18 protein-coding genes are annotated in these 20,533 nt (G+C 64.4%); 8 read left to right on the top strand and 10 right to left on the bottom strand.

Annotated features, from left to right (window positions below; genetic code table 11):
* Positions 1 to 63 precede the first annotated feature (63 nt).
* From QSG27_RS08750 to QSG27_RS08710, 9 genes are all read right to left on the bottom strand, one after another.
* Positions 64 to 2,376, bottom strand: a complete 2,313-nt coding sequence (locus QSG27_RS08750; protein WP_306705254.1) for a heavy metal translocating P-type ATPase — start codon at positions 2,374 to 2,376, stop codon at positions 64 to 66.
* Between the two features lie 204 nt (positions 2,377 to 2,580).
* Positions 2,581 to 3,081 carry a c-type cytochrome gene (locus QSG27_RS08745; protein ID WP_306705192.1) on the bottom strand — a complete coding sequence of 167 codons (501 nt, stop codon included), beginning with the start codon at positions 3,079 to 3,081 and terminating at the stop codon, positions 2,581 to 2,583.
* Positions 3,068 to 3,532: a DUF411 domain-containing protein gene (locus QSG27_RS08740; protein WP_306705252.1), complete on the bottom strand. Its 465-nt coding sequence runs from the start codon at positions 3,530 to 3,532 to the stop codon at positions 3,068 to 3,070. The genes QSG27_RS08745 and QSG27_RS08740 overlap by 14 nt, the downstream gene beginning before the upstream one ends.
* A 153-nt stretch (positions 3,533 to 3,685) precedes the next feature.
* Positions 3,686 to 4,360 carry a methyltransferase family protein gene (locus QSG27_RS08735; protein ID WP_306705191.1) on the bottom strand — a complete coding sequence of 225 codons (675 nt, stop codon included), beginning with the start codon at positions 4,358 to 4,360 and terminating at the stop codon, positions 3,686 to 3,688.
* Entirely contained in the window at positions 4,357 to 4,629 is a 273-nt protein-coding gene (locus tag QSG27_RS08730; protein ID WP_306705190.1) for a DUF2933 domain-containing protein, read from the bottom strand. Before QSG27_RS08730 ends, QSG27_RS08735 begins: the two co-directional genes overlap by 4 nt.
* On the bottom strand, positions 4,626 to 4,769 hold the full coding sequence (locus QSG27_RS08725; protein WP_306705189.1) for a hypothetical protein: 144 nt from the start codon (positions 4,767 to 4,769) through the stop codon (positions 4,626 to 4,628). Before QSG27_RS08725 ends, QSG27_RS08730 begins: the two co-directional genes overlap by 4 nt.
* Positions 4,770 to 4,929: 160 nt before the next feature.
* Complete coding sequence (locus QSG27_RS08720) at positions 4,930 to 5,277, bottom strand: hypothetical protein (protein ID WP_306705187.1); 348 nt, start codon at positions 5,275 to 5,277, stop codon at positions 4,930 to 4,932.
* 250 nt (positions 5,278 to 5,527) lie between these two features.
* A complete protein-coding gene (locus tag QSG27_RS08715) occupies positions 5,528 to 6,862 on the bottom strand; it encodes an ATP-binding protein (RefSeq protein WP_306705185.1) in 1,335 nt (444 codons plus the stop codon).
* Positions 6,862 to 7,575: a response regulator gene (locus QSG27_RS08710; RefSeq protein ID WP_306705183.1), complete on the bottom strand. Its 714-nt coding sequence runs from the start codon at positions 7,573 to 7,575 to the stop codon at positions 6,862 to 6,864. Before QSG27_RS08710 ends, QSG27_RS08715 begins: the two co-directional genes overlap by 1 nt.
* 310 nt (positions 7,576 to 7,885) lie before the next feature.
* Here QSG27_RS08710 and QSG27_RS08705 point away from each other — a divergent pair, with 310 nt between their 5' ends.
* From QSG27_RS08705 to QSG27_RS08670, 8 genes are all read left to right on the top strand, one after another.
* Positions 7,886 to 8,167, top strand: a complete 282-nt coding sequence (locus QSG27_RS08705; protein ID WP_306705181.1) for a hypothetical protein — start codon at positions 7,886 to 7,888, stop codon at positions 8,165 to 8,167.
* Between the two features lie 435 nt (positions 8,168 to 8,602).
* On the top strand, positions 8,603 to 9,898 hold the full coding sequence (locus tag QSG27_RS08700) for an ABC transporter ATP-binding protein (RefSeq protein WP_306705179.1): 1,296 nt from the start codon (positions 8,603 to 8,605) through the stop codon (positions 9,896 to 9,898).
* A gap of 606 nt (positions 9,899 to 10,504) precedes the next feature.
* The gene (locus QSG27_RS08695; RefSeq protein WP_306705178.1) at positions 10,505 to 11,731 is read left to right on the top strand and encodes a TolC family protein; all 1,227 of its coding nucleotides are present in this window, start codon (positions 10,505 to 10,507) and stop codon (positions 11,729 to 11,731) included.
* A gap of 200 nt (positions 11,732 to 11,931) precedes the next feature.
* Positions 11,932 to 13,128 carry an efflux RND transporter periplasmic adaptor subunit gene (locus QSG27_RS08690; RefSeq protein ID WP_306705175.1) on the top strand — a complete coding sequence of 399 codons (1,197 nt, stop codon included), beginning with the start codon at positions 11,932 to 11,934 and terminating at the stop codon, positions 13,126 to 13,128.
* Positions 13,129 to 13,146: 18 nt separating this feature from the next.
* Positions 13,147 to 16,341, top strand: a complete 3,195-nt coding sequence (locus QSG27_RS08685) for an efflux RND transporter permease subunit (protein ID WP_306705173.1) — start codon at positions 13,147 to 13,149, stop codon at positions 16,339 to 16,341.
* Positions 16,331 to 16,687, top strand: a complete 357-nt coding sequence (locus QSG27_RS08680; RefSeq protein WP_306705171.1) for a copper-binding protein — start codon at positions 16,331 to 16,333, stop codon at positions 16,685 to 16,687. The genes QSG27_RS08685 and QSG27_RS08680 overlap by 11 nt, the downstream gene beginning before the upstream one ends.
* A gap of 195 nt (positions 16,688 to 16,882) precedes the next feature.
* A complete protein-coding gene (locus tag QSG27_RS08675; RefSeq protein WP_306705169.1) occupies positions 16,883 to 17,824 on the top strand; it encodes a LysR family transcriptional regulator in 942 nt (313 codons plus the stop codon).
* 24 nt (positions 17,825 to 17,848) lie between these two features.
* Positions 17,849 to 19,011 (top strand): IS3 family transposase gene (locus QSG27_RS08670; protein ID WP_407653190.1). Its coding sequence is split into 2 segments (ribosomal slippage): positions 17,849 to 18,107 and positions 18,107 to 19,011, totalling 1,164 coding nucleotides; the frame shifts between segments, so codons are not numbered across the junction.
* Between the two features lie 85 nt (positions 19,012 to 19,096).
* On the opposite strand, the gene QSG27_RS08665 is transcribed toward QSG27_RS08670, so the two are convergent.
* Complete coding sequence (locus QSG27_RS08665; protein ID WP_306705166.1) at positions 19,097 to 20,269, bottom strand: site-specific integrase; 1,173 nt, start codon at positions 20,267 to 20,269, stop codon at positions 19,097 to 19,099.
* Between the last annotated feature and the right edge of the window lie 264 nt (positions 20,270 to 20,533).

The raw sequence follows: 20,533 nt of genomic DNA, 5'->3' as shown, positions 1-20,533 counted from the left end.
GCCGGGACCCCGCCTTCAGAAACCCTGAGGTGAAGCCGCTGCATGACGGACGGATGCACAGGATCACAGCTTCAGTCCGCGCAGCCGGAAGGCGTTCCCGATCACCGACACGGAACTCAAGGCCATCGCCGCGGCGGCGATGATCGGGTTCAGCGTCCAGCCAAACAGAGGGTAGAAGACTCCCGCCGCCACCGGCACGCCGAGCGCGTTGTAGACGAACGCCAGGAACAGGTTCTGCCGGATATTGCCCATGGTTTCCCGGCTCAGGATCCTCGCCCGCGCGATCCCTGCTAGGTCGCCCTTCACGAGGGTCACTCCGGCGCTCTGAATGGCCACCTCCGTCCCGGTGCCCATGGCCACGCCCACGTCGGCTTCGGCAAGCGCCGGGGCGTCGTTGACGCCATCGCCCGCCATTGCCACCACGCGGCCTTCGGACTTCAGCTTGCGGACGACCTGATGCTTCTGGTCCGGAAGCACCTCAGCCTCGATCTCGTCGATGCCCAGCCGGCGCGCCACGGCCTCCGCCGTGGTCCGGTTGTCGCCGGTCAGCATCACGATACGGACACCGTCGGCCCGCAAGCTTTCCAAGGCCTGCGGTGTGCTCACCTTGATCGGGTCCGCGACCGCGATGATACCGCCAGGATGTCCGTCGATGGCGGCGTACAGTGCGGTGGCACCGTCACGCCGGAACTCATCGGCGCGCCCCTCCAAATCGCCAAGGGCGATGCCCTGATCCCGCATCATGGCGGCGTTCCCCAGGGAGACCAATTGGCTGCCGACGCCACCAAGAACACCCTTTCCGGTCATGGACCTGAAATCGGCGACCTCATGCACGGGCAGACCTCGTTCCTTGGCCGCCGCAACGATCGCAGCGGCCAGTGGGTGCTCGCTCGACCGTTCCAGGCTTGCCGCCAACGACAGCAGCGTCGCCTCGTCGATCCCCGGGGCCGGAACCACGGCGGTCACCCGCGGCCTGCCCTCGGTCAGCGTGCCGGTCTTGTCGACGACCAGGGTGTCGACCTTCTCGAACCGCTCGAGCGAAGCGGCGTCCTTGATGAGCACGCCCGCGGTCGCTCCCTTGCCCACCCCGACCATGATGGACATCGGCGTCGCCAGTCCGAGCGCGCAGGGGCACGCGATGATGAGCACCGAGACTGCGGCGATGAGTGCGTAGGCGAGGGCGGGCTCCGGTCCCCAGATCATCCAGCCGGCGAAGGCCAGGACCGCCACGGCGATGACCGCCGGAACGAAGGTGCCGGACACCACATCGGCCATGCGTTGGATCGGTGCCCGCGAGCGTTGCGCCTCGGCCACCATGGTCACGATCCGCGACAGCATGGTATCCGAGCCGACCTTGTCAGCCCGCATGATCAGTCCGCCTGCCTGATTCACCGTGCCGCCGATGAGCTTGGTGCCGGGTTCCTTCTCCACCGGCATGCTTTCACCGGTGACCATCGACTCGTCGACGCTGCTGCGCCCCTCCATCACTTCGCCGTCGACCGGCACTCCATCGCCGGGCCGGACGCGCAGCCGGTCCCCGACCTGGACCTGATCGAGTGGAACCTCCTCATCCTCGCCGTTCTCCCGAATCCGGCGCGCGGTCTTCGGCGCTAGGTTCAGCAGGGCGCGGATGGCGCCACCGGTCTGTTCTCGTGCACGCAGTTCGAGGACCTGTCCCAGCAGGACCAGCACCGTGATGACGGCTGCCGCCTCGTAATAGACGGCGACCACACCATCCATGCCGCGGAAGCTCGGTGGGAAGAGGTCGGGCAGGAACGTCGCCACCAAGCTGAACAGGTAGGCCACACCGACGCCCAGCGCAATCAAGCTGAACATGTTCAAGCGCCGTCCGAGGAACGACTGCCAACCACGCTGCAGCAGCGGCCAGCCTGCCCACAGCACCACGGGTGTCGCCAGGAGGAGCTGAATCCAGACCGAGATCAGGGGGGGCACCACGTCATGTATGCCCAGCGCCGGGATATGGCTGCCCATCTCCAGCACCAGCAGCGGCACGCTCAGCATCAAGCCGATCCAGAACCGCCGCGTCATATCGACAAGTTCGGGATTGGGCTCATTCTCAAGATTGGCGCCGACGGGTTCCAAAGCCATGCCGCAGATCGGGCAATTGCCCGGTCCCTCCTGGCGGATTTCCGGATGCATCGGGCAGGTGTAGATCACCCCTTTCTGGGGCGAGACGTGTCCTGTTCCCTCCGAGACCGCTGGCTTGGCAGCCGGCTTCAGGTACGGCTTCGGAGCGGTGACGAACTTTTCCCGACAGCGCGCCGAGCAGAAGTGAAAGGTTTCGCCATGATGCTCGGCGTGATGTGCAGTGTGTTCCGGGTCGACCATCATGCCACAAACAGGATCCTTCACCATTGGAGAGCCGTGGTGTCCTGCTTGGTGATGGTGGCTATGGTGATGGGTGTGTTCGTGGTGCGCGTCTTTCATATCCAGCACTCCCTTGGCGGCCTTCAACGTTGCGACCCGCCAACCGATGGTGTCTCAGACGGTCTCTCTTGGAAGCTCCGCCTTCCAGTCATTGGAAGGTCAAGCCCCAAAGGAAGATCACCCGATCCCGCTTCATTTCTGTGCACGGTCGTTCGTCGCGGCTTGGCGGCGACGTGCGTCCTCCGGCCATGAACTCTTGATAAAGGCCAGGACGGCCCAGATGTCGGCGTCACGCAGGATGCCGCTGAAGGCCGGCATGTCGCTCTCGTAGCCCGATGGCGCAAACGCACCAATTCCCTGCTTGGTGATTTTGAAGAGGTCGGCGTCGGGGTGATGCCAAGTGTGGCCAGAGGCATCGTGTGGCGGTGCCGGCAACCGACCGTTCGGCTTGCGGCTCCGCCAGTCCGGTTGACCTTCGAGCCGCTCTCCGTGGCACGACGCGCACTGTTCGGCGTAGACCGTGCTCCCTTGCGCGACCTGGGCCGTGTTTTGCGGATCGGCAACGGTCGTCGGCGCGCTGGGTTGCCAAGCGAAGGCTCCGAGCAGCCCGAGCGTTCCAGCAACCAGCGCGGCTCCGCCTGCCACCGCCCAGCGGAACCGGGCGGTCTTCATCCTGTCGTCAATGATGTGCATAGACCGCCAAGCCTCCGGAGGCACCGAACGCGATCACCTCGTAGGGCTGACCGGGCATGTCCATGCCAGGCGCCGATGGCGGCATCCCTGGAGCGGCAAGGCCCTTGGCTTGGGGGCGTTCGGCCAGGAGCCGATGAAGGTCGGTGGCTGGCACGTGCCCTTCAACGACGTAACCGTCCAGCACCGCGGTGTGGCAGGACACGAGACCGTCCGGAACGCCGTTAGCGGCCTTTATCGGATCCAGATTGTCGACGGTGTGGATCTTCGCGGTGAAGCCAGCGGAACGCATGTGCTTCACCCAGCCTTCGCAGCAGTCGCAGGCACGCGCCTTCCAGACCTCGACCTCCTGGGCTGAAGCTGGTGCGCTGCCCAGGAGGGGCGGTGCCGCCAATAGCCCGCCGCCGAGCAGCATGCCGATGATCGCCACACTGATGAATTTTCTCTTGCGCACCAAGCGGGCCTTCCCCTGCGCCCTCGGTGCCGCTGTCTTCTTGGAACCAGATATCATCGCATTCTCCAGGTCTTCCAAGGGGTAGGGAGCGGCCAGGACGACACCATCGCGTCCATCGTCCGCTTCATCAGCATCCTATGCTTGGCCCTGAACTCACTCACCGGACGCACCTTCCACACGGGGGCGGTTCGGCCGATGTCCCGAACGATGCGGGAACCATCCCGGTGTGGCGGCAACGTATCGCTCATAGTCGGCCCCGAACGTCCGGAGAGCTTCACGCTCCTCGGAGTGGGCCAGTCGCACATACATCCCGACGAGCAGTGGGAACATGACCAGAGTCAGGATGGTCGGCCATTGGAGCAGGAAGCCGAGCAGGATGATGAAGGCGACATACTGCGGGTGGCGGATGTAGGCGTACGCCCCGGTGTTGGCGAGCCGATATTCCTTCTGGGCAGCGTGGAGCGTCTTCCAGGCAACCGAAAGCAGAATGAAGCCGCTGAAGATGAACAGGTTGCTGAGGACATGCAGGACGTTGAAATGTGGGTCACCCTTCATGCCGAAGAGTGTCGACCATAGATGACCAGCGTCGTGTGACAGCAGGTCGAGGCCCGGATAACGGGACTGCAGCCAGCCTGAGAGCAGGTAGATGGTTAGCGGAAAGCCGTACATCTCGGTGAACAGCGCCAAGATGAAGGCGCTGAACGCTCCGAAGGAACGCCAGTCCCGCGGCGAGTGTGGCTTTGTGAAGCTGAAAGCGAAGATGATGAAGATCGCCGAGTTGAGGATGACCAGCATCCATAGCCCGTAAGCCGAGGTCTCATGGATCATGGCGAGCCTCCCTTGTCGGTGCGGTCGGCGCTGTCGGTTCCATTGCCATGCCCGCCATGCCCGTGGCCGCCGTGCAGGAACAGGTGCATCAGCGGGCAGACGAGCAGCAGGACGAGGGGCAGAGCGTCGAGCACGTGCGTGACGTGGAACAGCGACAGGTAGAGCACCGCCAGGGCGAAGACCGCCAGCGTGGCGAGGCCGGTCCAGGTGCGGTACCAAGGCAGACGCCCGTTCGGTTCCGACGCGTTGTGCGTGTGATCGCGCATCATGGCCGGATCCTCACATCATGCCCATGGGGCCGATGATGGGCGCCGTGATCCTGGTCGCTGGTCTGGGCCTGCGCCAGCGGGGCCGACAGCATGGTGGCGAGCGCGACGGCCGGGAGCATCTTGCGGGAGAAAGACGACATGGCGTCCTCCGTCTGATCATCTGTTTCGAGCCGATCCCCAGGCCGGACTCCACGCGGAGAGGCCGGGGACACAAGAGCCATGCGCACGAGAGCCGGAACCGGAGTTCTTCGCCGAGCCGAGGCTCAGGTTGGACGCGGACGGACTCGTGGCGTCAGAGGATCAGAGAGGAGGGCGCAGAGCGGGATCGCTGCCAATGCCTTCCGGCGTGGCAAGAATGGGCCGATGGTTCGGCACAGTCAGGTGCGGGACGAGCGGTTCGAACGACACCACCGGCAAGCCACCATGCATCGTGACGCACTGGGCCACGCTACAGCAGGTGCCGTTGTCAAGCGGAGCGTTTCCGTTGCAGGGCGTCTGCTCATGCTCGTGATCAACCACGCCGACAACGGCATCGCTGTGGGTGTCGGTCAATGCGTACTCGCGGGGCGCAGGAGATTGATGGATTGCCGGGGCGGCGTGGCTCGGCGCGGCATAGGCGAGCAACGTGGCCAGCATCAGCAGGCTCACGACCCCCCTCCTTACCGCCGATTGCACTCCGCGCCACATGGCAACCGCCTTCGTCCTTTGCAGGAGGTCGGAGCGGGAAGTCCGCCGCACCGTTCCGTCCAAAAACCTAAGCCGACCACACGCATCAATCAACAGCAGGGTACGCTTGATGGAGAACGATAGCGGTGGTTGGAAGGGCGGTGTGGCAGAATGTCACGCATGAGTCAGACTCGATGAGATCCCAGCGTGGGGGCGCTCGTGAGGACGTGTCTCACTTGAGCGTGCGTGGGAGCGAGACCGTCAGGCGAAGGCCTCCTTCCGATCGGTCGGAAAGCGCGATGCTCCCGCCATGGGCACGAATGGTCGTGTGGGCGATGGTCAGTCCGAGACCGAAGCCCCCGGTACCGCGGTTCCGGGACCGCTCCATCCGGTAGAAGGGCTGAAACACTTTTTCCCGCTCCGCCTCGGGAATCCCCGGTCCCTCGTCGAGAATATCCACCATGATGCACTCTGCGTCGGTGGAGAGGACAAGCTGCGCCCGGTGCCCATACTTGATGGCGTTGTCGACCAGGTTTCGAAAGGCGCGGCGCAGCGCTATCGGCTGGGCGTACAAGAGTGCGTGTGGCTCGCCCGAAAATTCGACATCCCGTCCCGCATCGGTGAGTGTATCGCACATCGTGGCCAAGGTGGCCGTCAGATCGATCATCTTGCTCACCTCCTGCGTGCCCTCATCGCGCAAAAAAGCCAGCGTGGCATTGATCATCTCTTCCATCTCGGCGATGTCGGCCAGCATCTTGTCATGCTGCTCTTCGTCTTCAACAAACTCGGCGCGCAGGCGCAGCACCGTGAGTGGGGTGCGCAGATCGTGGGACAGTGCTGCGAACATTTGCGTGCGGTCGGACAACAGCCGCTTGATGCGCGCCTGCATCTCATTGAAGGCGTGCGCGGCTTGACGGATCTCGCTCGGGCCTTGCTCCGGCAGCGGCGGTGCGGTCACGTCGACGCCGAGGCGCTCGGCCGCACGGACCATGGTCCGCAACGGTGCCGTCGCCGACCGGATCAGGAGGATTGACAGTGCAAAGACCGCCAGAGCCATCAGCCCTGTCGACAGGAGGAGGTTGGTCGGCGTGTGCATCGGTGGATCGCCGAGCGAGGAGCGCAGATTGAGCCACTCGCCGTTTGGCAACGGAGCCGAGATCAGCACCATGTGGCCTGCCGCTTCCGGATGGTCGGGATCGTCGGCCAGGGCGAGCCGAAGCGACGACCCATTCAGATCGGGGACGACCTCCAGCAACCGGGTCCGTATTGCGGTGAGTTGCGGATGTTCCGGCTCCCCCTCATCGACCACTGCGGAGCGCCCCCACCGCACGTCGAGCGCCCGCCGCGACAAGAGAGCGGCCGTCCGCTCGCGATCGGCCTCGGGCGCCTGGAGAATCGCCGAGCGCGCGGCGATGAAGCGCTCCACCGTCTCCTGTTCGACGGATCGATCCGATTGCGCCAGCAAATCGATCCCGTAGGCTCCCATGCTGACGAGATGGGACAGCGTCAGGCCGGCCACCATTACCGCGATGGTGCGGGCCGCCATGCTGTCGGGAATCAGGCGCATCACGCCCGTTCCACGGCAACCGTGAAAACGTAGCCGACACCCCGCACTGTCTTGATCATGATCTGGTCCGGGTCGTTCTCGATCTTGCGGCGCAGCCGGCTGACCTGGACATCGATGGCGCGGTCGAACGCCGATGCCGCCCGACTGCGCGTGATGTCCAACAGCCGGTCGCGCGACAGCGTCTGGTTGGGATTTTCGACGAAGGCGACCAGCAGATCATACTCACCGCCGGTCAGGTCGACCAACGCGCCGTCGGGCGAACGCAGTTCGCGGCGGATGAGATCGACCGTCCATCCGGCAAAACGTACGATGCGACCGCCGCTGTTCGATCGGTCGGTGTTTTCGGCTGCGGCTCCGGTTCGGCGGAGCACGGCCTTGATGCGGGCCAGCAGTTCGCGTGGACTGAACGGTTTGGTCAGGTAGTCGTCCGCACCCATCTCGAGCCCGACGACGCGGTCGGTCTCCTCGCCCATCGCGGTCAGCATGATGACCGGGATCGTGGAATCCGCGCGCAGATCCCGGCAGAGCTTCAGCCCATCGTCCCCTGGAAGCATGAGGTCGAGCACGATCAGATCGACAGGCCCGTTTCGCAGGCATTCCCGCATCTCGTAGCCATCGCGGGCGGTGGAGACCTTCAGATCGTGCTTGCGCAGAAAGCGGCTCAGCAGATCACGAATCTCCGGATTGTCGTCAACGACGAGGATGTGAAGCATGGCAAGACGAGCAATTGGGAAGAGGTTTCCGCAGGAGCAGCGGGAGGTTCCATGATGATGGCGTCGGCGGAGTGGCGCGTAAACCCTGAATTGTCATGTTCCGTCGCACCGCGTCCGGAATCCCGCCGGTGGGCGATCACGCATTCCGACCATCTCCCTGCGCAACACTTCGTTACACTTCATGCCCATCTTTGAAACACGGAGGGACGTAGAACGGAGACATGGAGCAACGGCCAAGGTCATCGAAGAGGACGGGCATCCCTCCCGGTTCCCGCCAAGGCCCGAGTCCCGAATTTCCAGGAGGAGCACCATGTCGATCCGCACATTTGCCACCGCCGCGGCCCTGTCGACCGCCATCATTCTTTCCGGCGCCGCCGTTGCCAGTGCGGCGGAGGATCACTGCGCCAACCGCCTCCAGACGGTCAGCGCCCTGCTGACGGGTGGCAATCATGCCCTTGATCGCGTCACCCGGAGCATTGTCGAGCGCAACGCCGCCTATGGCACCTATCTGCACGGGCAGGGCAACCACACTCAGGCGCACAGCTATCTCGATTTCGCCATCGGCCAGGCATCCTCCGGCTATCACAGCTAATACCGGTCGGCACCGATGCGCTGGATCCTGAGCTGGGGACACACCTCCCAGCCATGGAGCATCGGGGCGAGCGCCACATTCTGCTTGAGGGCTGGCGGCGTGACAGCACGACCGCGCTGGAAGACCGGTCGCGGAAATATTGAATCAGCCCCTATGGCGGCCCTCTGTGCGGGCATCCGGCCTGAACGGTCTGTCGCAGGCCTGCATGCTGACCGTCTTGAGGGCGCGGTAGCTCCCTCGGAGGAGACGGTGAGAACGAGCGCCGATGCCGGCGTGGCGTTCTCATCCGTCACATGTGGTGTTCACCCCGAAGCCACGTCGGATTGGTCGGCACCTCCCGCTTGATCCAGCGCTCGAAATGGACGTCGAGCGCTGGATCGGCTTGTGAATGGGGCTTTCCGTCAGTGCGCCAGAAGACGCTGTGTCAGGTATGAAATGAGCGATTTCCTTTTTCAGGACCATTTCCACCAGCTGAGCAACTGGATCGTCACGGCTGTCTTTCCCAGCCCGTATCTGTGGATGCATGTTGTCGTCCACATCGTCCTCGTGGCGATGCCACTGGCCTTTCTTGCCTTGCTGTCGGCGTGGGGGATCGGCGCTGTCCGGCGGCGCTTGTCCGGCTCCCGGAAAGAGATGCCGCGGGATGTCGTATCGCCGTTTCCGTCGAACCTATTTCTCTACATCCTCAAGCACACCAGGAAGGAGCAATCCATCCTTCTTGTGACAGCTTTGCTGTCCCTGCCGCTTCTCTATGCGGTGCTGGAGCTTCCCAAGCAGATCATAAACAAAGCTTTGAATGTGGGAAACGATACCTCTACGGTAATTGGATATGTGCTGTCAAAATACGAGCTCCTGTTTATCCTGTGTATCTTCTATCTCGGCGCCGTTCTGACGAGCGGAGCGTTGAAATACGTCATCAATCTGCTTCAGGGCCGTCTGGCCGAAGGAATGATGCGTCGCATGCGCTTTGCCGCTTTCCGGGCCTGGTCCCGAGGCAAGACGCCGTGCGACCACGCGCTGTTCATTCCGGTGCTGGTGCAGGAAGTTGAGCCGATTGCCGGATTCACCGGCGATACCTTCCTGGTTCCCGTGCTTCAGGGGGGGACGTTTCTGACGATCCTCGCCTTCATGATCGTTCAGGATCCAGTGTTGGGAGCTGCCGCTCTGACTTTGGTCCCTCTGCAAATCGCTCTCGTGCCCCGTCTGCAACGCCGGGTCAGTGCCCTGGCGCGTGAACGGTCGCGAGAATTGCGTTTGTTCGGTGCGGCTGTGGCCGATGCGTCCCCGCACCGCCGGCATGACCGTTCACGCCCCGTGCTGGCCGTTGCCCGATCGCTGAAGCGCGTGCAGGCGATTCGGCTCGACATCTATCGCCGAAAATTCTTCATCAAGGGACTGAACAACTTCATCGCTCACCTCACACCGTTCTTCTTTTACACCATCGGCGGTTACCTGGTGATCGAGGGGCGCCTCTCTCTGGGAGCCCTCGTGGCGGTTCTGGCCGCCCACAAGGATATGTCGGCGCCGCTTCGCGAACTCCTCGGCTATTACCAGACCATGGACGACGTTCGGGTGAGGTATGAGGACATCCGCCGCTTTCTGGGGGATCAGGCTGAGCCTCCGTCTTCGGGCGCGATGGGTACCTCGGCCGGTGGTGCAGGTTCCGCGGTGGGGCCGATATCGCCGATGGTCAAAGATGCGTCGAGCATGACCTCCACCCTTTCGTCGTAGGGTGACTGTCGACCTGATTCCGATCGTCACTTGGCAGAGGACGATCGGTTCAGCCCACCACCATCTCCATGGGCGATGGCGCCCTGGCCAGCAGCGGCAGCCTTGCCGGTTGCGGTCTGCACAGTGGCTCGCGGATTCGCCGGCGTCGATGGCGCTCTGCAACACTTCGTTACACTTCATGCCCATCTTTGAAACACGGTGGGACGTAGAACGGAGACATGGAGCAACGGCCAAGGTCATCGAAGAGGGCGGGTATTCCGCCCGGCTGTCGCCAAGGCCCGGCTACCGAAGGGGGAGCACCATGTCGATCCACACCCTTGCCGCTGCCGCGATGGCCTTGCCGACCGCCATTGTTTTTGGCGGCGCAGCGATCGCCTTCGACCAGGCATCCTCCGGTCATCACGGTTGACACCGGTCAACACCGACGTGTCGGGACTGCGGTTCGGTGAGCCTGGGTCCTGGCGGCGCACGCCTTGACACCGTCCTTCGAACGGAACCGTCCGCGTCATGCCGCCCCATGGCCAGCCAGGGGCGAGCCGACCGGCCGTACGGAACAAAACTATGATCGCACCATCCCGTTTGCGCCTTTCACGTGCGATGCTTGCCGTGACCGCGATCCTGCTGCTCGGCAGCACGGCCGCCGTCGCGGCTGAGCCGAACACCGACATCACCCATCTCATCGACACCGCCCGGCGTCTGAATCCGGAGGCCGCCGCGATGGCCCTTGAGGCCGACGTCGCGACGGCGCGCATCGTTTCCGCGGGCTCTCTCGACGACCCCAAGTTCAAGGTCGAGTTAGAACTGCCGCGCAACGAGCCCGGCTACCTGCCGCGCGACCGCGCCGGCCGCGAGCTGTATCAGGTGCGCCAGATGTTCCCGCTGTGGGGCAAGCGCGACTTGAAGCGCGAGATCGCCTCGGCGGACAGTCGCAAGGCCGCCGCCGCCCAGGCCGAGGTGGCGAACCAGATCGCCTACCGCGTCAAGGTCGCCTACGCCGAATACCACGCGGCGCATCTTGCGGCCGACGAGACCCGCCAACTGCTCGGGACGGTCCGCCGTCTGTCGGAACTGGCGCGCGTCCGCTATGCCCAAGGCCCCGGCAAGCAGCAGGACATCACCGGCGCCAACGCCGAAGCCGGGGCGCTCGCCGCCGACCTCGCGCGCATGGACGCCGACCGCCACCGCGCCCAAGTGCGCCTAAACGGGCTGCTCGTCCGTTCGCCCGAAACGCCGTTGCCGGCCAAACCCCGGCCCCGGTCGGTCCCGCCGCTGGAGACGCTTTCGGTCGACGCGCTTGCCGACCGCGCCCGCTCCGACTATCCGGCGATCCGCGCCCAGCTCGCGCAGATCGACTCCGCGGACGGTACGCGCCGCCTCGCCGAGAAGAACGGCTATCCGGACGTCGAGCTGGGCATTGGCGCGATGCGGCGCGATGGCCGCTTCGACGGCTATCAGGCGATGGTCGAGGTCAACATCCCGCTCTATGCCGACCGCCGCCGGGCCGAACAGCGCGAAGCCGCCTCGATGGCTGGAGCGGCGCGGGCCAAGCTGGAGCAACTCCGCCTCGACGTCACCACCGACGTGCACGAGGCCCATGCCATGCTGGCCGCGCTGAAAGAGCGCAAGCGCATTGTGCGGGAGATCACCTTGCCCCAGGCGCGCATCGCCCTGGAGTCCGCCGCGCGCGGCTACGAACAGTCGCGGGAGGAGTTCGCCACCCTCCTGGTTGCCGAGCAGACGCTGCGCCGCGCGTTGGTCGAATACGTGAACGTGACGTTCGAAGAGCAGATCCGGCTTGCCGAGATCGAACGCCTGATCGGAGGTGAACTGTGAGCCGCCCGTCCATCCACCTGGCCACTCTCCTTGCCGCTGTCCTTGCGGCCGGGACGCCGGCCTTGGCGCAGTCGGGCCATGCCGGGCACGGCGCCCCCGCCGCGGCGCAGCAACCCTCCGGTCCGGGGAAGGTCCTGTACTACCGCAACCCGATGGGACTTCCGGACACCTCTCCGGTGCCCAGGAAGGACAGCATGGGAATGGACTACATCCCCGTCTACGAGGGGGACGCCGTGTCGGCGCCGGCCGCTGCGCCGGCACAGTCCCCGACCGGTTCGCGCAAGATCCTCTACTACCGCAACCCCATGGGGCTTCCGGACACCTCTCCGGTGCCGAAGAAGGACCCGATGGGCATGGACTACGTCCCCGTCTACGAAGGCGAGGACAGCGCATCCGGTGCCGTCACCATCAGCCCCGACAAGGTCCAGAAGCTCGGCGTGCGCACCGAAGCGGCGGCGCGGCGGACGGTTTCCCGCCAGGTGCGGGCGGTCGGCACGGTCCAGGTGGACGAACGCCGCCTCTTCATCGTCGCGCCGAAGTTCGAGGCCTGGATCGAAACCCTGCTGGTCGACACCACCGGCGCCACCGTCCGCCAGGGCCAGCCGCTGATGGAGGTCTACAGCCCCGAACTGGTGCTCGCCCAGCAGGAATACCTCGTCGCCCGCCAGGGCGGCGGCCAGCTTGCCGAGGCGTCGCTCCAGCGGCTGCGCAACCTCGACGTCCCCGCAGAGGAGATCGAACGGCTGCGCAAGACCGGCAAGGCCTCGCGCACCCTGACCTACCGCGCGGCCGCCGGCGGCGTGGTTCTGGAGAAGACGGCCGTGCGGGGCATGCGTTTCATGCCCGGTGAGGCGCTCTACCGCATCGCCGACCTGTCGAACGTCTGGCTGATCACCGACGTGTTCGAACAGGATCTCGGCCATGTCAGGCCGGGCCAGGAGGTGGAGGTTACGGTCAATTCGCTGCCGGGCAGGGGCTTCTCCGGCAGGGTCGGCTTCGTCTATCCGACGCTGACCGCCGAAAGCCGCACCGGCAAGGTGCGCATCGAGCTGCCCAACGCCGATGGCCTGCTCAAGCCCAACCTTTACGCCACTGTGCATCTGGCCACCGACGTGAACGCCGTCCCGGGCGCGATGGCGGGGCTGGCCGTGCCGGACTCCGCCCTGCTCGACACCGGCCGGCGGCAGGCGGTGCTGGTGGAGACCGGCGAGGGCCGCTACGAGCCGCGCGACGTCAAGGCCGGTGCCCGCGCCGACGGCTACGTCCAGATCCTCGCCGGGCTGGAGGAGGGCGAGCGCGTCGTCGTGCGCGCCAACTTCCTGATCGATTCCGAAAGCAACCTGCGTGCGGCCCTGAGCGCCTTCGGCGGCAGCGGCGGCCAGCACCAGCACCAATAGCCGGCGGAGGGCCTCGCCATGATCGCCGCCATCATCCGCTGGTCCGCGCGCAACGTCGCGCTGGTCCTGATGGGCACGCTGTTCCTCATCGGGATCGGCGCCTATTCGGTGTCGCGCATTCCGCTCGACGCGCTGCCCGACCTGTCGGACGTCCAGGTCATCCTCTACACCGACTATCCCGGCCAGGCGCCGCAGGTGGTCGAGGATCAGGTCACCTACCCGCTCACCACCGCCATGCTCAGCGTGCCGAAATCCAAGGTGGTGCGCGGCTTCTCGTTCTTCGGCGCCTCCTTCGTCTACATCATCTTCGAGGATGGCACCGACATCTACTGGGCGCGCTCGCGCGTGCTGGAGTACCTGAACTTCGCCGCCAAGCGGCTGCCCAACGGCGTCACCCCGACGCTGGGGCCGGACGCCACCGGCGTGGGCTGGGTCTACCAGTATGTCGTCCTTGCCAAGGACCGCACTCTGGCCGAACTGCGCACGTTGCAGGACTGGTACCTGCGCTACCAGCTCACCAAGGCCGAGGGCGTGGCCGAGGTGGCGAGCGTCGGCGGCTTTGTCCAGCAGTACCAGGTGGTCGTCGATCCGCAGAAGCTCCAGGCCTACGGCGTGCCGCTGGCCAAGATCGCCCAGGCGATCCGCATGTCCAACCAGGACGTCGGCGGCCGCGTCGTCGAGATGGCCGAAACCGAGTATGTGGTGCGCGGGCGCGGCTATCTGCGCGGCACCAAGGACATCGAGGAGATCGTCCTCAAAGTCGACCGCGGCACGCCGATTCTGCTGCGTGACGTGGCGCGGGTGGAGGTCGGCCCCGACGAGCGCCGCGGCCTGACCGAGCTGAACGGCGAAGGGGAGGTAGTCAGCGGCATCGTTCTGCAGCGCTTCGGCCAGAACGCGCTCGACGTCATCCGGAGCGTCAAGGACAAGCTGACCGAGCTGAAGGCCGGACTGCCCGAGGGCGTGAGCATCGAGAGCGTCTACGACCGCTCCGACCTGATCCTGCGGGCGGTGGACAACCTCAAGGTGACGCTGATCGAGGAGAGCGTCATCGTGGCCCTGGTCTGCATCGTCTTCCTGCTGCATGTGCGCAGCGCGCTGGTCGCCATCGTCACTCTGCCGATTGGCGTGCTCATCGCCATCATCGTCATGGACTGGATGGGCATGACCTCGAACATCATGAGCCTGGGCGGCATCGCCATCGCCGTCGGCGCCATGGTGGACGCCTCCATCGTGATGATCGAGAACGCCCACAAGCGGCTGGAGCACGCACCGCCGGACGCCAACCGCGCCAAGGTGCTGATCGACGCGGCGGTGGAGGTCGGGCCGGCGCTGTTCTTCAGCCTGCTGGTCATCACCGTGTCCTTCCTGCCGGTGTTCACGCTGGAGGCGCAGGAGGGCCGGCTGTTCAAGCCGCTGGCATTCACCAAGACCTTCGCCATGGCCGGGGCGGCGTTCCTGTCGATCACGCTGGTGCCGGTGCTGATGCTGCTGTTCGTGCGTGGCCGCATCGTGCCGGAGCGCCGGAACCCGGTGAACCGCCTGCTCATCTGGCTGTACCGGCCGATGATCAAGCTGGTGCTGCGGGCCAAGATCCTGACGATCCTGATCGCTGCCGGGCTGCTGGCCTGGTCGGTGGTCCCGGCCTCCAAGCTGGGCAGCGAATTCATGCCGGCGATCAACGAGGGCACCATCCTCTATATGCCGAGCACGCTTCCCGGTCTGTCGATCACCAAGGCAGCCGAGCTGATCCAGACGCAGGACCGTATCCTCAAGAGTTTCCCCGAGGTGGAGTCGGTCTACGGCAAGGCCGGGCGCGCCGCCACCGCCACCGACCCCGCCCCCACCGAGATGTTCGAGACGGTCATCAACCTGAAGCCCAAGTCGGACTGGCGGCCGGGCATGACCTACGACGCCCTGGTGGCGGAGATGGACAAGGCCGTGCAGATGCCCGGCATCTCCAACGCCTGGACGATGCCGCTGCGGGCACGCATCGACATGCTGTCCACCGGCATCCGCACGCCGATCGGCATCAAGGTGTTCGGCAACGACCTGGAGGAGATGGAACGGCTGGCCCGCGAGATCGAGACGGTTGTCAAGGCCGTGCCCGGCACCACCAGCGCCTACGCCGAGCGCATCGTCGGCGGCTACTACCTGGAGATCGACCCCGACCGCGAGCAACTGGCCCGCTACGGCCTGACCGTCGGCGACCTGCAGGACACCATCCTGACGGCGCTCGGCGGCGAGATGGTCACGACCACCGTGGAAGGGCGCGAGCGCTTTTCCGTGAACGTCCGCTACCCGCGGGAACTGCGCAGCAACCCGGACGCCATCGCCAGCCGCATCCTGCTGCACCCGGACATGGGTGGGGCAATCCCGCTCGGGCAGCTCGCTTCGGTGCGGCTGACCAAGGGACCGGCGACGGTGCGCACCGAGAACGCGCTGCTGTCGGCTTACATCTACGTCGACATCCGCGACCGTGACATCGGCGGTTATGTCGCCGACGCACGCAAGGCGGTCGCCGGGCAGGTCCAGATGCCGGCCGGCTACTACGTCACCTGGAGCGGGCAGTTCGAGTACATGGAGCGTGCGGCGGCGAAGCTGAAGATCGTCATCCCTGTGACGATCGCCATCATCTTCCTGCTGATGTACCTGAATTTCCGGCGCATTACCGAGACGCTGATCGTCATGCTGTCGCTGCCCTTCGCGCTGGTCGGCGGCATCTGGTACATGGCGTTGCTCGGCTTCAACCTTTCGGTGGCCGTGGCTGTGGGCTTCATCGCGCTGGCCGGCGTGGCGGCCGAGACCGGCGTGGTGATGCTCATCTACCTCGACCACGCGCTGGAGGACCGCAAGCGTCGCCGTGCCGCCGAGGGGCAGGCCATGACCGTGGCCGACCTCTACGACGCCATCATGGAGGGCGCCGTCGAGCGCGTGCGTCCGAAGATGATGACGGTGGTCGCCATCATGGCCGGCCTGCTGCCGATCATGTGGAGCACCGGTACCGGCTCGGAGGTGATGCAGCGCATCGCCGTGCCGATGATTGGCGGCATGGTCTCCTCCACCGTGCTCACGCTGCTGGTCATTCCGGCCCTCTACGCCCTGGTCAAGACGCCGGCGATCCGCCGTCAGGCGGCAGCAAAGCCGCCGCTTCCCCGTGACCCTTCGTCCATCGATGCTCAGCCCAAGAAGGAGACTCTCCATGCATCGTAAGATTCTGACCGCCGTGCTCGCCACGCTGCTGGTCCTGCCCGCCGTCGCATCGGCCCAGATGACCATGAATCACGACCGAGCCGGAGGCGGCATGCCCATGGGGACGATGGCAGCCGCGGCCAACGGAACGACCGGCAAGGTCAACGCCGTGAACGCCGCCAGCCGCAGGATCAATGTGACCCATGGGCCGATCCAGGCACTGGGCTGGCCGGCCATGACGATGGATTTCGGCGTCGCGCCGAGCGTCGATCTCGTACCCGTCAAGATCGGCGATACCATCGCCTTCACCGTCGGCAAGGATGCCAAGGGCGTCTACCAGATCGATTCGCTGAAGCTGGCCAAGTAGGGGAAGGGCTTATCGGAACCTTTCCGGTCTCCGGTTGGATGCGGCCTGGAGACTGGAGAGGTTGTGATGGATGGGGCTGGCAATGACCGCAAGAATTAGGAGCAGAAATAGGGCATGAAAGATTATCAATCTATTTTTTTTATGTATAATTATGGATTTTTTATTTAATTATCCTATTTTTGCATGAGGTGAGCTGTGGAATTGCGGCAATTGCGCTATCTAAATATTCTAGCTGAAGCTGGCAGTTTTCATCGTGCTGCCCATTGGCTTGGCCTACGCCAACCAGCGCTCAGCCAGTCGATCCGAGCATTGGAAACGGATGTTGGTGTGCAACTGGTGATACGTACCAGTTCAGGCAGCCGCTTGACGGCCGCCGGTATTGCCTTCTTGAGCGAAGCTCAGCGCATTCTTACTGCTTTGGACGCGGCGGCCGTCATTGCTCGGACTACGGCAGGTAGACGAAGCGCGCCAATGCGCCTCGGTATAGCCGCCGACGCTGCCACAGGATGGCTGGCAAAGACGCTACAAGCATTCCTACAGGAGGAACCGGAATATGGTGTGGTTGTCTATGATGGGTCACCTCCGTACCTTCTGGCCATGCTCGACAACGGGCAGCTAGATTTATGCCTGACTCCGTCCTTAAATCCTGTTGAAAGAGCAACCATTGAGGCATTATGGCAGGAAAATATTCATCTTGCGTTGCCGGCTACTCATCCATTGGCGGCGGAGCCGTCCGTTGATGTTCGCCGCTTGGCTGACGAACTTCTTCTCGCCGGATCCGTGGAGTACGATAGTATAGCAGCCGGTTTGTTGCTTGATGCTTGCTGTTCGGTAGGTATCAAGCCGCGCATCATCACAGCACTTCCCCACCAGGAAGTTCGGTTGGCGTTGGTGGCGGCTGGCTTTGGCATCGCTGTGCTGCCTGCTTCCAACCAATCCCTTGTAACTGCGATCGGAATTACCAGCCGCCCGTTGATGCCACCGCTGGTTATGACTATTGTCGCTGTTTGGCCAGCAACTGGTCTGGTTCCACCTGCTCAACATTTCATCAAGGTTGCACGTTCGTTTGAGACAGCTTCCAGGATTGATGGGGTTACGGGTGACCTGCTCCCCAGAAACTCCCCCACGCTGAGTTAGAGTCCGTCGAGCAAGGAGACGGACATGAAGAAGAGCCGGTTCAGCGAGGAACAGATCATCGGGATCCTGCGCGAGCAGGAGGCCGGCAGGCCGACGGCGGAGGTCTGCCGCAAGCACGGCGTCAGCGAGGCGACGTTCTTCCGGTGGAAAGCGAAGTACGGCGGGTTGGAGGTGTCGGAAGCCAAGCGGCTGAAAACGCTGGAGGACGAGAACGCCCGCCTGAAGCGTCTGCTCGCCGAAGCGATGCTCGACAACGCGGTGCTCAAGGATCTGGCCGCAAAAAAATGGTGACGCCCGCGGCTCGACGAGCGGCTGTGGCCCATGCGCAGGCGGTGCATGGGATCAGCCAGCGGCGGGCGTGCGCCATTCTCGGCGTGGACCGCTCATCGGTCCGCTACCGCTCCCGGCGTATGGACGACGCGCCGTTGCGAATCCGCCTGCGGGAACTGGCCGCCCAGCGGCGCCGGTTCGGCTATCGGCGCTTGGGGCTTTTGCTCACGCGCGAAGGGGTGAAGGTGAACGCCAAGAAACTGCTGCGGATCTACCGCGAGGAGGGGCTGCGGGTGCGCCGGCGCGGTGGTCGGAAGCGTGCCCTTGGCACACGTGCCCCCGTCGCCGTGCCGCAAGGGCCGAACCAGCGCTGGTCGCTGGACTTTGTCAGCGACGCCCTGAGCGATGGCCGCCGCTTCCGCATCCTGGCGGTGGTGGACGACTTCACGCGCGAATGCTTGTGCCTGGCGGCGGATACCTCGCTGTCGGGCCGGCGCGTCGTGCGGGAACTGGACGCCATCGCCGCGCGCCGCGGCTGGCCGGTCGTGTGCGTGTCGGACAACGGCACCGAGTTCACCAGCATGGCCATTCTCGCCTGGGCGCAGGAACGCCGGGTGGAGTGGCATTACATCGCGCCCGGCAAGCCGTTCCAGAACGCCTTCGCGGAGTCGTTCAATGGGCGACTGCGCGACGAATGCCTCAACGAGACTCTGTTCACCTCGCTCACCCATGCCCGTGCCGTCCTGGAGGCGTGGCGGAGCGACTATAACCACGTCCGACCGCACACCGGCCTCGGCGGCGCCACACCGATCGAAGTCGCCACGCGGACGTCGCCGCAACCGGGGCCGGGGCATGCCCCAGCCCCGGTTGCCATCAACGCCCATTCAGGGCATCACATGAGGGGACTCGCACTCTGAGTGGAGGAAACTTGGGGAGCAGGTCACGGGGCTGTGAAAGATGACGCTTGATTCTCATGCCGGTGCTCAGCATTGAACTATTCCATCAGCTTGGATGTGTGGCCTTTCTGAGAGGGTGGGCGAGGGCGGTTGCGATAGCATCCGCTACTTTGTCGGCTGCAGCTTTGATCGGATCGGTCTTCAGGTGAGCATACCGGGCAGTCGTCTGAACCTGGGTGTGCCCCAGCAGGCGGCCGATCATCGGCAGGTCCTCGCCGAGTTGGAGCGCGTCGGAGGCGAAGGAATGCCGCAGGTCGTGGATGCGCACGTCCTCCAGCTTGGCGCGCTTGCGCAGCCGGCGCCAGGGACGCTGCATGTCGGTCAGATGCTGGCCTTCGATTTGGCCGGTGATGACATAGGGGTTGTCCGTCACCTTGGGGATGTCCTTGAGCACCTCGACGGCGGCTTTCCCGATCGTCACCAGTTTTGCCCCGGTCTTGGAATCCGGCAGCCGGAGCACGCCGATGTTGAGATCGACATGCTCCCATTTGAGCTTCTGGATCTCGCTGAGACGGCAGCCTGTCAGGAGGAGGAGGAGGAGACAGTTGACCGCTTCGGGTTCGGCGGTGGATTCGCGCAACACCTTGCCGAGGCGGGCGAGTTCGTCCGGCGTAAGGTAGCGTTCGCGCTTGACCTCTTTGTAGCGCTTCACCTTCCAACACGGATTGACGCCATCGGTCCGGACGCCCCAGGTGTGGGCAACGGTGAACATGACGGAGAGAACGCCCAGGGTGCGGTTGGCCTGATAAGGGGTGGCTTTCAGGGATTGGTGAAGCTCGACCACCTCGGCGCGGCTCACATCGATGATGCGGTGGCTGCCGAGCTTGGGGTTGATGAACAGTTCAATGGACCGTTTGTATTCTGCCCGGGTGGTTGGTTTGCAGTGGGAGGCGACGTAGTCCTCCAGGAAGCGCTTGCCGAACTCCTTCATGGTAGGGGAGGCCTTACGCCGGTCACGTTCGGATGCCGGGTCGCTGCCGCGCCGGACGTCGGACAGATGCTTCATGGCCTCGGTCCGGGCGACGTCGGGCGTCAGGACACCATGGGGGCCGATGTTGACCCGGCGAAGGCGGCCGCCGGCCCGGAACTGGGCCAGATATATTTTCCGGCCCGAGGGATAGACGCGCAGTCCGAAGCCCTTCAACTCCTCGTCCCAGAGGAAGAACTCCTGCTCGCCGGGGACGGCGGCATCGACGGACCGTTTCGTGATCTTGGCCATGGAGCACCCCACGAGCGCCTGAATCTCCGGAATCAAATCGGAATCACTTGGGAGGAAAAGAGAGCGCTTCCGACGAAACTGAAGCGTAGTTTGCCTTCAAAAAAATATCAATAGGAACAAGGTATTATAGAGAAATCGGATGCTCTGGCGCGGTGCCGGAAACGTGTGAGTAGGGGTTTGAAAACGAACTCATAACCTGAAGGTCGCAGGTTCAAATCCTGCCCCCGCAACCAAATTTCCGACAAAAAGGCCCGTCAAGTCAAC

The organism is Azospirillum isscasi, assembly GCF_030849505.1.
In the GTDB taxonomy this organism is placed as follows: Bacteria; Pseudomonadota; Alphaproteobacteria; order Azospirillales; family Azospirillaceae; genus Azospirillum; species Azospirillum isscasi.
This window is presented reverse-complemented; position numbering and strand designations above follow the sequence as displayed.

Excerpts from the sequence above, each read along its gene's own strand:
- QSG27_RS08750 (WP_306705254.1), bottom strand. The coding sequence starts at position 2,376 with ATGGTGAAGGATCCTGTTTGTGGCATGATGGTCGACCCGGAACACACT.
- QSG27_RS08745 (WP_306705192.1), bottom strand. The coding sequence starts at position 3,081 with ATGCACATCATTGACGACAGGATGAAGACCGCCCGGTTCCGCTGGGCG.
- QSG27_RS08735 (WP_306705191.1), bottom strand. The coding sequence starts at position 4,360 with ATGATCCATGAGACCTCGGCTTACGGGCTATGGATGCTGGTCATCCTC.
- QSG27_RS08730 (WP_306705190.1), bottom strand. The coding sequence starts at position 4,629 with ATGATGCGCGATCACACGCACAACGCGTCGGAACCGAACGGGCGTCTG.
- QSG27_RS08725 (WP_306705189.1), bottom strand. The coding sequence starts at position 4,769 with ATGTCGTCTTTCTCCCGCAAGATGCTCCCGGCCGTCGCGCTCGCCACC.
- QSG27_RS08715 (WP_306705185.1), bottom strand. The coding sequence starts at position 6,862 with ATGCGCCTGATTCCCGACAGCATGGCGGCCCGCACCATCGCGGTAATG.
- QSG27_RS08710 (WP_306705183.1), bottom strand. The coding sequence starts at position 7,575 with ATGCTTCACATCCTCGTCGTTGACGACAATCCGGAGATTCGTGATCTG.
- QSG27_RS08705 (WP_306705181.1), top strand. The coding sequence starts at position 7,886 with ATGTCGATCCGCACATTTGCCACCGCCGCGGCCCTGTCGACCGCCATC.
- QSG27_RS08700 (WP_306705179.1), top strand. The coding sequence starts at position 8,603 with ATGAGCGATTTCCTTTTTCAGGACCATTTCCACCAGCTGAGCAACTGG.
- QSG27_RS08690 (WP_306705175.1), top strand. The coding sequence starts at position 11,932 with ATGGACTACATCCCCGTCTACGAGGGGGACGCCGTGTCGGCGCCGGCC.
- QSG27_RS08685 (WP_306705173.1), top strand. The coding sequence starts at position 13,147 with ATGATCGCCGCCATCATCCGCTGGTCCGCGCGCAACGTCGCGCTGGTC.
- QSG27_RS08680 (WP_306705171.1), top strand. The coding sequence starts at position 16,331 with ATGCATCGTAAGATTCTGACCGCCGTGCTCGCCACGCTGCTGGTCCTG.
- QSG27_RS08665 (WP_306705166.1), bottom strand. The coding sequence starts at position 20,269 with ATGGCCAAGATCACGAAACGGTCCGTCGATGCCGCCGTCCCCGGCGAG.